This window comes from Xanthomonas sp. WHRI 10204, assembly GCF_040202875.1.
Classification (GTDB): domain Bacteria; phylum Pseudomonadota; class Gammaproteobacteria; order Xanthomonadales; family Xanthomonadaceae; genus Xanthomonas.
This window is the reverse complement of the sequence record NZ_JBEGDW010000002.1, coordinates 543,858-558,401: the sequence shown is the minus strand read 5'-3', so window position 1 is coordinate 558,401 and position 14,544 is coordinate 543,858. Positions and strand designations below refer to the sequence as shown.

At 66.0% G+C, this 14,544-nt stretch carries 12 protein-coding genes and 1 other RNA gene; 2 read left to right on the top strand and 11 right to left on the bottom strand.

Annotated features, from left to right (window positions below; translation table 11 throughout):
• Positions 1 to 7: 7 nt before the first annotated feature.
• The 5 genes from pdeM to ABQZ00_RS13165 are packed head-to-tail and all read right to left on the bottom strand — an operon-like array spanning position 8 to position 5,987.
• Complete coding sequence (gene pdeM / locus ABQZ00_RS13185) at positions 8 to 652, bottom strand: ligase-associated DNA damage response endonuclease PdeM (RefSeq protein WP_323538127.1); 645 nt, start codon at positions 650 to 652, stop codon at positions 8 to 10.
• Complete coding sequence (locus tag ABQZ00_RS13180) at positions 642 to 3,143, bottom strand: ligase-associated DNA damage response DEXH box helicase (RefSeq protein WP_323538128.1); 2,502 nt, start codon at positions 3,141 to 3,143, stop codon at positions 642 to 644. The genes pdeM and ABQZ00_RS13180 overlap by 11 nt, the downstream gene beginning before the upstream one ends.
• On the bottom strand, positions 3,140 to 4,744 hold the full coding sequence (locus ABQZ00_RS13175) for an ATP-dependent DNA ligase (protein ID WP_323538129.1): 1,605 nt from the start codon (positions 4,742 to 4,744) through the stop codon (positions 3,140 to 3,142). The genes ABQZ00_RS13180 and ABQZ00_RS13175 overlap by 4 nt, the downstream gene beginning before the upstream one ends.
• Entirely contained in the window at positions 4,741 to 4,974 is a 234-nt protein-coding gene (locus tag ABQZ00_RS13170; protein WP_323538130.1) for a hypothetical protein, read from the bottom strand. The genes ABQZ00_RS13175 and ABQZ00_RS13170 overlap by 4 nt, the downstream gene beginning before the upstream one ends.
• Positions 4,971 to 5,987, bottom strand: coding sequence for a ligase-associated DNA damage response exonuclease (locus ABQZ00_RS13165; RefSeq protein WP_323538131.1), 1,017 nt, complete (start codon positions 5,985 to 5,987; stop codon positions 4,971 to 4,973). The genes ABQZ00_RS13170 and ABQZ00_RS13165 overlap by 4 nt, the downstream gene beginning before the upstream one ends.
• Positions 5,988 to 6,083: 96 nt before the next feature.
• Here ABQZ00_RS13165 and ABQZ00_RS13160 point away from each other — a divergent pair.
• A non-coding RNA gene (locus ABQZ00_RS13160) (sX9 sRNA) lies at positions 6,084 to 6,160 on the top strand.
• Positions 6,161 to 6,331: 171 nt separating this feature from the next.
• Here ABQZ00_RS13160 and ABQZ00_RS13155 read toward each other — a convergent pair.
• The 6 genes from ABQZ00_RS13155 to ABQZ00_RS13130 all read right to left on the bottom strand — a co-directional run bounded on the left by ABQZ00_RS13155 (position 6,332) and on the right by ABQZ00_RS13130 (position 11,513).
• Positions 6,332 to 6,697 carry a hypothetical protein gene (locus tag ABQZ00_RS13155; protein WP_055845308.1) on the bottom strand — a complete coding sequence of 122 codons (366 nt, stop codon included), beginning with the start codon at positions 6,695 to 6,697 and terminating at the stop codon, positions 6,332 to 6,334.
• Entirely contained in the window at positions 6,694 to 7,254 is a 561-nt protein-coding gene (locus ABQZ00_RS13150; protein WP_323538132.1) for a bactofilin family protein, read from the bottom strand. The genes ABQZ00_RS13155 and ABQZ00_RS13150 overlap by 4 nt, the downstream gene beginning before the upstream one ends.
• A 97-nt stretch (positions 7,255 to 7,351) precedes the next feature.
• Entirely contained in the window at positions 7,352 to 9,073 is a 1,722-nt protein-coding gene (locus tag ABQZ00_RS13145; RefSeq protein ID WP_323538133.1) for a diguanylate cyclase, read from the bottom strand.
• A gap of 241 nt (positions 9,074 to 9,314) precedes the next feature.
• Complete coding sequence (locus ABQZ00_RS13140; protein WP_039406588.1) at positions 9,315 to 9,641, bottom strand: XAC1346 family secretion chaperone; 327 nt, start codon at positions 9,639 to 9,641, stop codon at positions 9,315 to 9,317.
• A 231-nt stretch (positions 9,642 to 9,872) separates the two neighbouring features.
• On the bottom strand, positions 9,873 to 10,214 hold the full coding sequence (locus ABQZ00_RS13135; RefSeq protein WP_104614059.1) for a hypothetical protein: 342 nt from the start codon (positions 10,212 to 10,214) through the stop codon (positions 9,873 to 9,875).
• A gap of 123 nt (positions 10,215 to 10,337) precedes the next feature.
• Complete coding sequence (locus ABQZ00_RS13130; protein WP_323538134.1) at positions 10,338 to 11,513, bottom strand: thiolase family protein; 1,176 nt, start codon at positions 11,511 to 11,513, stop codon at positions 10,338 to 10,340.
• Between the two features lie 159 nt (positions 11,514 to 11,672).
• Here ABQZ00_RS13130 and ABQZ00_RS13125 point away from each other — a divergent pair, with 159 nt between their 5' ends.
• Positions 11,673 to 14,513, top strand: coding sequence for a S8 family serine peptidase (locus tag ABQZ00_RS13125; RefSeq protein WP_323538135.1), 2,841 nt, complete (start codon positions 11,673 to 11,675; stop codon positions 14,511 to 14,513).
• The last annotated feature ends 31 nt before the right edge of the window (positions 14,514 to 14,544 follow it).

The following is a 14,544-nucleotide window of genomic DNA, read 5'->3' as shown; positions in this document are numbered from 1 at the left end:
GCAGTGGCTAACGCACCGGCAAGGCCACCGCATCGCCTTCCACACAGGCCACCAGACGCTCACCTTCGAGCAGTGTCGGCACCACGCCCGCGGTGAAATGCGAGAACGCCGGCAGGATGGTGACGCGGTCGCGCAACCAGAACGCCGGCCAGCGCCGCGACAGGCCCGGCAGTGCCGCCAATGGATGCAGATGCCCGCACAGCACGTGGCCGGTGGGATGTGGCAACGGGTCGTGGCGCAGTACGAACGGCCCGTCTTCGACCTGTTCGCCGGCCGCTTCGATCTGCAGATCGGCACCGGCCACGGCGCGGTCGTGGTTGCCGCGGATGGCAATCACGCGCAGGTCGGCATGCTGCTCGCGCCACGCGCTCCAACGGCGATGCCAGGCTGCGCGCGGCGCAGGACCATGCAACAGGTCGCCGAGTATCCACAGTGCCTCGACCTGGCGCTGCGCAAGCAGTGCATCGAGGCGCTCGAGATCGTGCGCGGTGCCGCCTGCGGGCAGGCCGATACCGGCGCGTCGGAACACATCGGCCTTGCCCAGATGCAGGTCGGCGATCAGCAAGGCGCGCTGTGCTGGTCGATACAACGCACGTTCGCCGAGCAGTTCCACCGTTTCGCCGGCCAACTGCAGCTGCACGCTATCGCCCATGCTTGCGCTCCAGTTGCTCTGCGGCGCGCAACACACGCGCCTTCCAGTCCTCGGTACTCAATTGACCACGCATGCGTTCGGCCCACAGCGGGAACGACAACGGGGTGAGGCTGCGTGGCGTACACAGGCGCAGTGCGCGGCGTGCGCAGTCCTCCAACGCATGCGCCAGGCGTGCCAGTTCGAGTTGGCCTTCAAAGACTTCGCGCTCGGCCTGGGCCAGCAACAGATGCTCCGGATCGAAGCGCTGCAACACGTCGTAGAGCAGTCCGCTGGAGGCCTGCAGCTGGCGCAGGCTGCGTGGCGCACGGCCGGGCAGGGACGGCGACAGCAACCCGGCCACGCGCGCGATTTCGCGGAACTGCCGGCGTGCCAGCTCGCCCAGGTTGAGACTGTCGCGCAGATCGTCCAACAACCCGGCAGGCGACAGCAAGGCGCGTAGCACGTCGGCGTCGATCTCCACATCCTGCGCGGGCGAGAGCACAAAGCCGTAGTCGTTGGCAGCGAAGCTGAAGGTATTGCGCTGACGTCGGCCCCAGCGCGCCGCCAGCAGCGCGGCCAGCCCTTCGTTGACCTGCCGCCCGGCGAATGGATACACAAACACGTGCCGGCCATCGCGCGCCTTGATGCTTTCCACCAGCAGATGATCCGGGCCGGGCAGCGCCGAGAGCGATGCCTGCAAGTGCAGCAATGGCGCCAGCGCCTGCATTTCAGGCGCATCGCCGGGCGCGGCGAACAGCGCTTCCACTTCGCGGCCCAATGCCGACGACAACGGCATGCGCCCGCCCATCCATTTGGGCACCACACCGCTGCCACCCTTTGCCACGCGCACGTAGGCGGTCATGTCTTCCAGACGCACCAGTTCCAGCAAACGCCCGGCAAATTGAAAGCGATCGCCGCGGCGCAGGCGGCCGACGAATTGTTCTTCCACCGCACCGAGTCGGCCGCCGCGCAGGAACTGCACGCGCACGCTGCCATCGCTGCTGATGGTGCCGATGGACAAACGATGGCGCAGCGCAACGCGGCGATCGGTGACGCGATACACGCCGTTCTCGTCGTGCACCACCTTGTGGAAATCCGGGTAATGCGCCAATGCGCTGCCGCCTTGCACGATGAAGTCGAGCACCGCGTTCCAGGTGGGTGTGTCCAGCGCAGCGAAGGCATCGGTGCCGCGCACTTCCTCGAACAACGCAGCGGCATCGAAGCCGCCGCCCAATGCGAGGGTGACGCAGTGCTGGGCCAGCACATCCAGCGATAAACGCGGTGGCGGCCGCGCTTCGATATGGCCGTGCGCGATTGCGCGACGTGCCGCGGCGTATTCGACCAGTTCCAAGGCGTGCGAGGGCACGCACACCACATGCCCGGATTCGCCGGGGCGGTGCCGCGCGCGGCCGGCGCGTTGCAGCAGGCGCGCGATGCCCTTGGGGCTGCCGACTTGCAGCACCTGATCCACCGCCGGGAAATCCACGCCCAGATCCAGGCTGGAGGTGGCGACCACGCAACGCAGGCTGCCGTCGCGTAGCCCCTGTTCGGCGGCGGCGCGCAGGCTGGGGTCCAGCGAGCCATGATGCAGCGCAAGCGTGGCGAGATCGTCCGGCCATACCGCACTCAACGCTTGGTGCCACAACTCGGCCTGTGCGCGCGTATTGGTGAAGACCAGGCTGGTGCGCTGCTGCATGACTTTTTGCAGCACGCGCGCCAACTGCGCCAAACCCAGATGGCCGGCCCACGGAAAGCGTTCGCCGCTGTCGGGTAACAGCGTCTCCAGCGTCATGGCGCGCGGTTTGACCCCCGACACCAGCGCCGCATCGGGGCGATGCGGCAGCAGCACATCGCGTGCCTGCGCCAGATTGCCCAGCGTGGCCGACAGGCCCCAGATGCGCAGCGCAGGCGCCCAACCGCGCAGCCGCGCCAGACACAGCTGCAGCAGCACACCACGTTTGTTGCCGAGCAGTTCGTGCCACTCGTCGACGATCACGCAGCGCAGCGCGGATAGCTGCGGTGCAGTGTCCGGATACGACAGCAACAAGGCCAGCGATTCGGGGGTGGTGACCAGCACATCGAGCTTGCCGCTGCGTGCCAGCCGCTTGTCGCGCGCGCTGGCATCGCCGGTGCGCAAACCCACCTGCCAATCCAGTCCCAGCGCGTCCACCGGTTCGCGCAGTGCGCGTGCGGTGTCTGCGGCCAGCGCACGCAAGGGCGTGATCCACAGCACCTGCAAGTTGCGTTGTTGCTGTCGGCGTGCGGCAGCGGCAGGCTTGGCCGATGTAACCGGCAGCGTGCGGCCACGCGCGGCCAGGGCGTCCAGTAATGGGCCGCCGAATGCTGCCAGCGTCTTGCCGCTCCCGGTCGGCGTATGCAGCAAGCCGGATTCGCCAGCGAGATAGCGCTTCCACACATCGCGTTGAAACGGCAACGGCGCCCAGCCGCGCTGTGCGAACCAGTCGCGCCACTGCTGCAATGGCGTGCCGCGTGCCTGCTGCGTCGCCGTCACCGCGCCAATGCCTGCAGACTGCTCAGGTGATCGGCCTCGGCAAACGGCTTGTCGTGCCGCCAGCGCAGGATGCGCGGAAACCGCACCGCAATGCCGGATTTGTGCCGCGCGCTACGGTTGACCGCTTCAAAGCCCAGCTCGAACACATGCTGCGGGCTGACCGCGCGCACCGGACCGAAACGTTCGGTGGTGTTGGCGCGAATCCAGCGGTCCAGTTGCAAAATCTCCTTGTCGTCCAGCCCCGAATACGCCTTGGCGATCGGCACCAGTTGCCCCTCGTGCCACAGCCCGAAGGTGTAGTCGGTATACAGCGTGCTGCGGCGGCCATGGCCGGCCTGCGCATACAGCAGCACCGCATCGATGGTGAGCGGGTCGATCTTCCATTTCCACCAATCGCCCCGTCGGCGGCCGGCTTGATACACCGAGTTGGCGCGCTTGAGCATCAGCCCTTCCACGCCGCGTTCGCGTGCTTGTACGCGCAGCTGTGCGGCGGCGTGCCAATCGCCGGCTTGCACCCGTGGCGAGGCGACGATGCGCGGATCGTCGAGCGCGGTGAGCACGCTCTCCAGCAGCGCACGCCGCTCGTGCAGGGGGCGCTCGCGCAGATCCACGCCGTCCAGTTCGAGCAGGTCGTAGGCCACCACGCGCGCGGGCGCGGCCGCCAATGTCTTGGGGCCGGGCTTGAGCCGCTGGATGCGCGTTTGCAAGGCGGTGAACGGCATCGGCACCGGTTGCTCCGGTTGCCAGGCCAGCAGCTCGCCGTCGATGACGGTGCCGTCGGGCAACTGCAGCGCGGCATGTTCGATTTCCGGGAAACGGCCATCCAGGCGTTCTTCGCCGCGCGACCACAGCGCCGCTTCGCCGGCGCGTCGAATCAGCTGCAGGCGGATGCCGTCCCATTTCCATTCCAGCAGCCAGTCGTCGATGGCGCCCAGTGTGTCGACCTCGGCTTCGAGCGGCGAGGCGAGAAAGAACGGGTAGGGCTGCTGACGATCGCCCGGCAGTTCTTCGCTGGTCAGCAGATCGGCAAGATAGGTCGGATGCGGTCGCCAATTGCCGAGCATGCGTTGGGCGATGCGTGCGATGTCCACGCCCGATAGTTCGGCCAGCGCTTGTTGCACCAGCCGCTGCGAAACGCCCACGCGCAATGCGCCGGTCAACAGTTTGTTGAACACCAGCCGCTCATCGAAGGCCAGGCTGCGCCAGGCCTGCACGATGCATGCCTTGCGCACCGCAACGTCCTGGTTGGCGACCGGCAGCAAGCGCTGTTCGATCCATTCCGCCAGCGGCAGATCAGCCGCTTCGGTGATCGGGTCGTCGAGCAACAACGCCAGCGTTTCGGCCAGATCGCCGACATGGTCGTAGCTGTCGGCGACCAACCAATCGGCAATGCCGGCGGTGTCGGTGATCCACTCGCGCAGCTCGCCGCTGCTGGCGATGCGCATGCGTGTGCCGGCGACCTTGCCGCCGGCCAGCAGATACAGCGCCCAGGCCGCATCCAGCGCTGGCGCTTGGCGAAAATACGCCACCAGCGCAGCGCGCTTGTCGAGCGTGCCGGTGCTGCGGTCGAGGGTGCGGTACAACGCGGCAAAACGCTTCACGGCCGCGCCTGGGACGTTGTGTCGGGAGTTGCAGCGCGCAGCTCCGGCGCACGGCGAGCACATGCGCCTAACGTGCGCACACGGCGCAGCAGGCGGAGTGGGCCGATTGACGCAGCCGGAGCCCAGCGATGCGCGCGACAAGCCAGTGCATGCCGGCCAAACGCCAGTGCGCCACTCAAGCGCAGACGCGCACGCGTGCACGCATCGCTGCAGGCGGGGAGCGGGTTCATTCCTCGGCTCCAAAATCGGTACGGAAGGCTTCCGCCGCAACGCCGCGCTCGCGCAGGTGCTGGATCAACGCATCGGTATTGCCATGGGTGGCGATCACCCGGCGCGCACCGGTGTCTTCGATGGTGCGCAGCAGATCCGGCCAGTCGGCATGATCGGACACCACAAAGCCGCGGTCGTAATTGCGCCGACGTCGATTGCCGCGAATGCGCATCCAGCCCGATGCGAATCCCTGTTGCGCATGCCGGAAGCGGCGGATCCAGGGGCTGCCCGCCGCCGACGGCGGCGCCAGCACCAGTTGGCCGGCATAGTCGGCGCCGCGCGCATGCTCGCTCACCGGTTGGGTGTCCAGCATCGCGATGCCGGCCTGGCGATACACCTCCACCCCGGCCGCAATCGCACCGTGCAACAGCGCAGGCTGGGTGTCCCAGGCGCGCAATTCGGCCAGCACACGCTGCGCCTTGCCTAAGGCGTAGCAATACAAGATGGCGGCCTCGCCGCGTTCGGCGCATTCGCGCCGCCAGGCGACGATATCGGCCGCTACTTCGGATGTCTCCGGCCAGCGATACACCGGCAGCCCAAAGGTCGCTTCGGTGATGAAGGTGTCGCACGGCACCACTTCGAACGGCGTGCAGGTGGGGTCGTGCTGGCGCTTGTAATCGCCGGATGCCAACCAGACCTCGCCATCCACTTCGATACGCACCTGCGCCGAGCCCAGTACATGTCCGGCCGGATGCAGCGACACGCGCGCGCGTCCCAACGTAAACGCTTCGCCATCGGCATGCGTGTGATAGACCTGCTCGCCCAGCCGCCATTGCAGGATCGGCAGGCTGTCGCGCGTGCAGTGGTATTCGCCCATGCCGCCACGTGCGTGATCGCCGTGGCCATGCGTGATCACCGCACGCGGCACCGGCCGCCAAGGGTCGATATGAAAGTCGCCCTGCGGGCAATACAGCCCCTCGGGGCCAAGCACCACCAGATCGCCGCGTGTGTTCGTGTCGTTGCCGTTGCGCATGCCCGCAACTCTGGCCAAGCCGGTGTGCAGATCCTGAGAATGGGAATGGCGCGTATCGGCGCGACCATGCAGATGCGGCGGGTGCGCCGAGTCGCCATGTAGCGCGCGTACGCTCCGGTGCTGAGCGCGCCGTCTACACTCGCCTGACGATTGCTCGCTAGGTGGTGTTAGCCGCTCCAAGCTTTGGAGTGCGATGCCGATAGTCGGCCTGCGTCGGCGCGCAGCGGCAAAGCGATACGCGGCTTTGCGATGGACGCCGTTGTCCTAAGCGTCACTGCTGTTGCGCAAGCTGCGCCGCCACGGCGCCAGTCTGATTCCACAGCGGCGATGCCGCACCTAGCGCGCTAATGCCGCGTCCGTCGTCCCGATCCACGCACCGCGCTAGCTTCCACCGCCAGGGTAAATCCGCGTTCTTCGCCGCCGTGCATCGCGCCCACATCGACCACGTGGCGGCGGATCTCCTCACCCTTGCCGTTACGCACCACCACGACCACGGTGTATTCCCATGGATCGCCATCGGCGGGATGACGGATGGTGCCGTCGACCTTCAACGGCACGATCGGCGCCGGCTGCGCGTGTTGCGCAGCCGCCGAGTCGAAGCGCAGATGATGCTTGCAGGCAGGGCAGATGATGGCGCTTTCCAGAATCGTCGCCTTGCAATGCGGGCAGCTGCGCGTGGCTCCGGGCGTGCCCGGGCGGGGTGCACTCATGTGGCGTCGCTGTCTCCGCCCACCACCGGCTTGGGCGTGGCGGTCGGTTTGCCGGTGTCCTCGCCCCAGCCGAAGTCGGCCTGGCCGCGCATGCGGGCGCCCGAAGCCACGGTGAGGCTACCGGCCTTGACGTCGCCGACCAACACGCCGGAGGTCTGCAGCTCCACCTGCGCCGCCGATTCGATATTGCCTTCCAGCTCGCCGGCGATGATGACCTTGTTGGCGCGCACGCCGCCATTGAGCTTGGCGCCGCGTTCGATGGTCAGATCGCCCTTGACGTTGACGTCGCCTTTGAAGCGGCCGGCCAGGCGTACGTGGCCGGCGCCTTCGATCTTGCCTTCGATGCTGATGTCGGCGGCGATCAGCGATTCCTTGGCCTCGCTCTGGCGCTGCTGCGGCGCGGCGGTAGGGACGACGCTGGGCGTGGCGGCTGCGGCCGGCACTGGCGGGGCAGGGCTGGCGTCGGCGTTGAACAGCCGCCCATCGGCGGCAGGAGCATCCGGCGCTGCGGGAACGCCGTCTTTCTTGTTGGGACCTTGATCGCGCCACATCGACATCGGATTGCCTCGCTTCGGGGGTCAAGGCCGACTATCGCTGCGTCAATCGATCTTTTGTGTGACAGAGCGCGCAATCCGACATCGACGCCGTGCCTGCTCACGCCTCCGTGTCAGTCCCGCGCGGCTGTGCGGCACCATGACGCTCGACCCGGTTGCGCCCGCGATGCTTGGCTGCGTACAGCGCTGCGTCGGCTTTCTGGATCAGACCTGCGCCGAGTTCGCCATCGACCGGAAAGCTGGCCACGCCGATCGAGGCGGTCACGCGCGGCAACGCACGCTGGCCATCGCTGACCGCCAGCGCCGCGATATGGCCGCGGATCTGCTCGGCCACGCGCATGGCTTCCTCGCTATCGGACTCGGGCAGGATCACGGTGAATTCTTCGCCGCCATAGCGGCAGGCCACGTCTTCGGCACGCAACCGGGTCAGCAACAGCTCGCCGACCGCTGCCAGCAGCAGATCGCCGCCGGCATGCCCCTGGCTATCGTTGAATTGCTTGAAGTGGTCCACGTCCAGCATCAGCACCGACAACGGCAGGCCGCGCCGCGCGCAACGCGCCAGTTCGTGACTCAGCGATTCTTCCAGATAGCGGCGGTTGTACAGCCCGGTCAGCGCGTCGCGGATCGATTGGCGGCGCAGCGACTCGCGCAGGCGCAGATTGCTCAACGCCAACGACAGCTGCTCGGCGGCCGCCTCGGCGATTTCCAGGCGCGGCATCGGCCCTGGACCGGGCGACGACAAGAACAGAAAGCCGAGCTGCGTGCCCTGCGCCGACATCGGCAGGCATGCGGTGGTGATCGGTGTCTGGGTGTCCGGCACGTCGATATGCGCGCACAGCGCATCCCGCGCGAGGTCCTCGATGATGTGCGGCTGGCCGCGGCGTAATGCCCAGCATTCTTCCGGCAAGAGATGCGGCGCGCTCTGCACCAGTGGCTCGCCCCAGTGGCTGATCGCTTCGGCGCGATCCTGCGAGGCGCGCAGCAAGTACACGCTTCCGGCAATGCCCGGCAGCAGGCTGGCCAGGGTGCGGCTGGTCACCACCAATGCTTCTTCGGCGCTGATGCAGCTTTGCAGCAGGCCGGTGTAACGGCTGAGCAGATTGAGATCGGCAGTACTGCGTTGTAACGCGCCGACACTGTCGCCCAGCTCGCGATTGGCGTCTGCGGCAAGGCGTTCGGCCTGCGCGCGATGCCGCAGTTCGCGCATCAGCAGCGCATAGACGCCGCCGACCACCAGCAGCCCGAACGGAATGCCGGCCAGTGCGAGCGTCAGCAACAAGGTGGCGCTTTGCCGGCTGCTTTCCGCGCGCTGCGCCAGCAGCTCCTGCTCGCGTTGCACCATCGTCAACGCCTGCTCGCGGATGGCACTGGTGGTGCGGAACGCGCTCTGCCGGATGCCGGCGCGTGCCGGTTCCAGGCCGCCCTGTGCATAGACATCCAGCGTGTGCTGGATTTGCCGCAGCCGTGTCTCCACCAGGGTTTGCAGTTGATCCAGATGCTGCTCTTGCGCAGGGTTGTCGACAATCAACCTGCGCAGATTGCTCAATAAGATCGGCAGGCGTTCCACACTGGTCTGGTAGTCCAGCAAATAGGCTTCGTTGCCGGTGAGCAGGAAGCCGCGCTGCGCCGATTCGGCATCCAGCAAGCGCGCCTGGATCTCGTCGACCCGCCCGATCACTTCATGCGTATGCGAGACCAACGCTGCATCGGCCAGCGAGCGGCGCGCGCCGACAAAGATGCCGATGCCGATGACGATAAAGATCAGCGCAGAGAAGACCAGCGCCAGCTGATTGCGGCGCCGCGATGTAAAAGAGGTGGGCATGCCGAATGCTAGCCTGCCAAGCTCGACAACACGAGTTCAATCTCGACGCAAGACGTGTGCATCGGCACGAAATTGTGTGCGAGCAGACGCAGCAGTGTGAGCGGTTCATAGCAGCTGACACAACTTGCAGGCTGCGGTCGGCTGGCTGGGGCTGCGCCGGCACTCGTGTGCATGAGGAAACGCCACTCTTGCGGCAGGCTGCGCCCACCTGTCGGTGAGCGCAGCGTGGTTTTCGGTGTGCTTAGTGCTGCGGATGCTCGGCGTCGTGCTTGTCGGCGTTCTGCTCGGCCTTGTTGGCCATCTCGCGGGTCTTGTCGGCGGTGGCGTCGGCAGCATTTGCGGTCGCGCGGCTGGCGTCTGCAGCCAGGTCGCGTGCGGCCACGCGCGCATCGGCCGTGGCGGCCTTGGCCTGTACCGCCGCGCGGTCGGCGGCCTGCTCGGTGGCAGCGGCAGCGTGTTTGGCAGCGGACGCGGCATCGCGACGCGCTTGCTCGGCATCAGGGCCCTGGCAGGCGGCGAGAGTGAGTGCAGCGATGGCACTCAACGACAGCATGCGGATCGTCTTCATGGGTGGTCCTGTTCCTGTTCCGGTGTTGGAACGCGGAGCTTATGCAGGGGCCGATGCAGTCCGCGTCAATACGCGTTTGCGCATTCAGCTTACGGGCAGCATACGGACTGGAGTGGCCAACCGAGCCGCCGTGCCATCGTGCAAACCGGCGGTCGCGCCCGCCGTGCAGGCAAAGAAAAAGCCGCTGGAAACCAGCGGCTTTTTCCGAACTCGCTTGGAGCTAAGAAGTGATTACTTCTTGGCTTCTTCGGCGGTGTCCTTAGCAGCTTCGGCGGTGTTTTCAGCCGTCTTGGCAGCGTCAGCAGCCTGGTCGGCAGCAGCGTCGGTCGCGGCGCCGGAAGCAGCCTGGGCAGCGTCAGCAGCGGTGTCGGCCGAAGCAGCGGCGGTGTTGGCAGCAGCCTGAGCGGCGTCAGCCGACTGCGAGCCCGAGGCAGCAGCCTGGTCAGCAGCGGTCTGAGCGTCGGTTGCAGCTTCGTTAGCCGAAGCAGCAGCGTCCTGAGCCTGTTCCGGCTTCGAGCAAGCGGTCAGGGCCAGGCCCAGAGCCATTGCGATCAGCAGCTTGTTGATGGTCATTGTTTCAATCCTCGTCGATTAGATTAGGCAACGCGCTATTGCGCGCCCCAGACATGATGACGGCCCGAAGACGAGTGTCAAGCGCGCGCCCATTCAGCTTTGCAAAATCGCTGTTAATGGCAATTAAATCAATTCGATAGCAATGGCGGTCGCTTCGCCGCCGCCGATGCACAGCGTTGCGATTCCGCGCTTGCCGCCGCGCGTGCGCAACGCATTCACCAATGTCACTACCAGCCTTGCGCCAGACGCGCCGATCGGATGACCCAACGCGCAGGCACCGCCATGCACGTTGACCTTGGCATGCGCGATGCCCAGTTCCTTGATCGGTGTCATCGCCACGACGGCGAAGGCTTCGTTGATTTCGAACAGGTCGACCGCGTCCAGCGTCCAGCCGATCTTGTCGACCAGCGACTGGATCGCCGCCACCGGCGCGGTGGTGAACCATTCCGGGTCCTGCGAATGGGTGACGTGGCCGACGATGCGCGCCAGCGGCGTCACGCCACGGCGCTGCGCATCGTCGGCGCTCATGAGCACCGTGATTGCCGCACCGTCGGAAATACTCGACGAACTGGCCGCCGTCACGGTGCCGTCTTTCTTGAAGGCCGGCTTCAGGGTCGGGATCTTGGCAACGTCGGATTTGCCCGGCTGCTCATCGCTGTCGACAATAATCTCGCCCTTGCGCGTGGCCACGGTCACCGGAACGATTTCATCGGCGAACGCGCCACTGCGCTGCGCGGCCTGCGCGCGCTCGACCGAGGCGATGGCGAAAGCATCCTGATCGGCGCGGCTGAAACCGAACTTTTCTGCGGTGGCTTCGCCGAACACGCCCATCGCCTGACCATCGTAGGGATTGGTCAAGCCATCCCATGCCATGTGATCCACCGCCTGGAAATTGCCATAGCGATTGCCGGTGCGCGAGTTCGGCAGCAGGTGCGGGGCATTGCTCATCGACTCCATGCCGCCGGCCACCACGATGCTGGCCGAACCGGCCTTGATCAAATCGTGTCCGAACATGATTGCCTTCATGCCCGAGCCGCACACCTTGTTGATGGTGGTGGCGCCGGTGGATGTCGGGATGCCTGCAGCGATGGCCGCCTGACGCGCCGGGGCCTGGCCGAGGTTGGCCGGCAACACGCAGCCAACGATGACCTCGGACACGTCGGCCGGTGCGATTCCCGATTGCGCTAGCGCGCCTTCGATGGCGGCAGCGGCGAGCGTCTGCGCCGGCACCCCGTTGAATTGACCGAGAAACGAGCCGATGGCAGTGCGTTTGGCAGCAACGATGACGATGTCGGACATAGGGGGATACCGTTTAAAGTGAAACGATTATCTGCCTCATGGCCGATTCGCGCCAGCAAGCTGACGTGCGGCTGCAGACCCGAAGCGATGCCGTATATGATGAGATTAGGGCCCGGGATGGGGCCCAATCCATGGAATGGGTTCGGGGAGAACACTTGAATGAAGAAGAGAAACGTCGCCAGGACTGTCCTGGCCTCGGCGTTGGCTGTGGCGTTGACCGCGTGTGGTGGAGGCGGTGGTGGAGGCGGTATTCGTCCGACCACGCCGACTGCACCGCCACCGACCTCGCCACCTCCGCCGCCGCCGCCCACCTCACCGCCGCCGCCTCCACCGCCGGTCACTGCACCGCAACCGGCAATCGACGCACATCTGGCGTTGACCAATGCACGTGCAGCGCAGGCGCTGGGGTTCACTGGCGCGGGCTATCGCATCGGCATCATCGATAGCGGTATCAATACCAATCATCCGGCCCTGCAGGGGCGGGTGAGCGACAGCTTCCTCTATGTCGACCCGCGCACCAGCAATGTCGCAGTGGGCGATGTGCTCGGGCATGGCACGGCTGTCGCCGAACTGGCGGCCGGGCGTGCGGTGGGGCAATGGCCGGGCGGCATTGCGCCGGGTGCAGGCCTGGTGTCTGCGCGGATCATCAGCGACCGCGCGCCGGTGGACGATGGCAGTGGCCAAGGCAATGAAGTCGACGGGCCGCTCGGTCTGGGCCCAGTGCATGCCGATCTGATCAGCGTCGGCGTGCGCATCATGAATAACTCATGGGGCGGCCTGTATTGGAACGACCCGACGGTCACCAATCAGATCGCGCAGGAATATCGATCCTTCATCATCGGCAACGATGGGTTGGTGGTATTTGCCTCGGGCAATGAGTCGCGTGCGCAGCCGTCCGACACGGCGGCGCTTCCCAGTCAGTTGGGTCCGAACGGTACGCTTCCGGCCGCAGACCTGGAGCGTGGCTGGCTAGTGGTTGGCGCGCTGGATACCGCCAATCCCACGCAGCTGGCGTCGTACTCCAATGCATGCGGCGTGGCAATGCGTTATTGCCTGGTGGCACCGGGCACGGCGCTGTTTATCGATCCCGATGCAACCGCCAGCAACATCCGCTATTTCTATGGCAGCGGTACGTCCTACGCTGCGCCGCTGGTATCGGGTGCGGCGGCATTGGTGTGGCAGGCGTTTCCGTATTTCAACAACGATCTGGTGCGTCAGACGTTGCTGGGAACAGCCACCGATCTGGGCGCGCCTGGTGTCGATCCGACGTTCGGTTACGGCCTGCTCAACGTGGGCAAGGCGGTGCTGGGGCCCGCGCGGTTCGATTGGGGGACGGTGGATGTCGAGGTCACGACCTTGCGTTCGACCTGGGCCAACGACATCACTGGCAGCGGCGGATTAACCAAGCGCGGATCCGGCACGCTGATCCTCAGCAGTAGCAACAATACGTTTGCCGGCGATACCCAAGTGCGGGATGGCACGTTGCAAACGGCCAGTCTGCAGAGCGCGCGGGTTGACGTCCTCAATGGTGCAACGTTGATCGGAGCAGGACGCATTGCCGGCACCGTCTCCAATCGCGGAAGTACGCTGCAGGTCGGTAGCGCGGTTTTGGCAATCGGAGGTAACTACACTCAAGATGACTTCGGACGCTTGGCATTAAATGTGGGCGACCGCTTGAACGTGAGCGGTACAGCGACGATCGACGGTGACCTGCAGTTGCTCGGGCGGCGGGATTATGTGGTCAACAACACCACCTATCCTGTGCTGCAAGCAACCAACGGTCTGCAGGGGACGTTTGCCAGTCTCAGCAACGGGCCTGCAGTCACCTTTCTCAATGCCACGTTGAGCTACGACGCCAATAACGCGTACGTGTCGCTGCAGCGCATGGATGTCACGGCCGTCGCCGCATCGCTGGGCGCAATCGGCACGGCATCGATGGAGTCGGCAATTCGCGTCGAACAGGCGTTCCAAAAGGTGGACGCGCAGCAGCTGCAGGGCAACGGCGGCATCAGTGGCGATTTCATTCGTGCCGCGGCGGCGTTGCAGCAATCACCCGATGCCAAGACCGCAGCGGACTCGCTGCGCAGTCTGTCCGGACGTGCGCATGCGGCGTCTGCAGCGATGACCTTCGACACCATCGATCTGAGCAGGCGCGCGTTGGCCGCGCATTTCGATGGTCTGTCGCAACAGCCGCGCCTGCTGGGCACCTGGCAGCGCGCACTGGGCGGGCCGGGCGAGGGTGGGGTGACCACTGCAGGATTCGCTACCTCCGGCTGGATGATGGGCAACGATCTGCGCTTGGCGTCTGGTGCAGTCACCGGCTTTGCTTTCGGCGAAACGCGTTCCAATAGCCTGGGCGATCTGGATGGCGCACGCGGCCGCGATCGGCAGGTGCAGGCGCAGTTGTACTGGGGCACCACGTTGGGGTCGGCGTACACGCTGGGCCAGCTGGGCTTCGGTAACGTCAACCGGCAGATCGAGCGCACCCTGCAATTGGGCGAAGACCGCAGCAGTGCCTTCAGCGATTACAGCGGCAGCTATCTCAGCGGCAACCTGGAAACCGGGTATCGCTGGGGCCATGCAGCTGCGTCGCTGACGCCGTACATGGGCCTGGATTACGTGCGTCTGCGTAGCGAAGGGTTCCGCGAAAGCGGTGGCGATGGTTTCGGTCTGCGTGCCGATGCAAGCACGTCCTCGCGCACGCAAGTGCTGGCCGGCATGCGTTCGGCCTATCGCTGGCGCGGCCTGCAGTTGGGCGGTTATGCCGAATGGCAGCAGGCGTTGAGCAGCCAGGGGTTGATGCTGGATGCCAGCTTCATCGGTGTGGAGGCATGGGCACCGCTGCGCGGCATGCAGCCGGCGCGTCCGGGCGGCGTGTTCGGCATTGCGGCCTCGGCGCCGTTGGGCCAGCAGAGCCAGCTACGTTTCGGCTACGACCAGCGGGTGGGCGAGCGCGGCGACGACCGCGCGGTGAGCCTGAAGTACAGCGCCGATTTCTGATCGGTGTGCATGACGCCCGGGCGCAATGCCC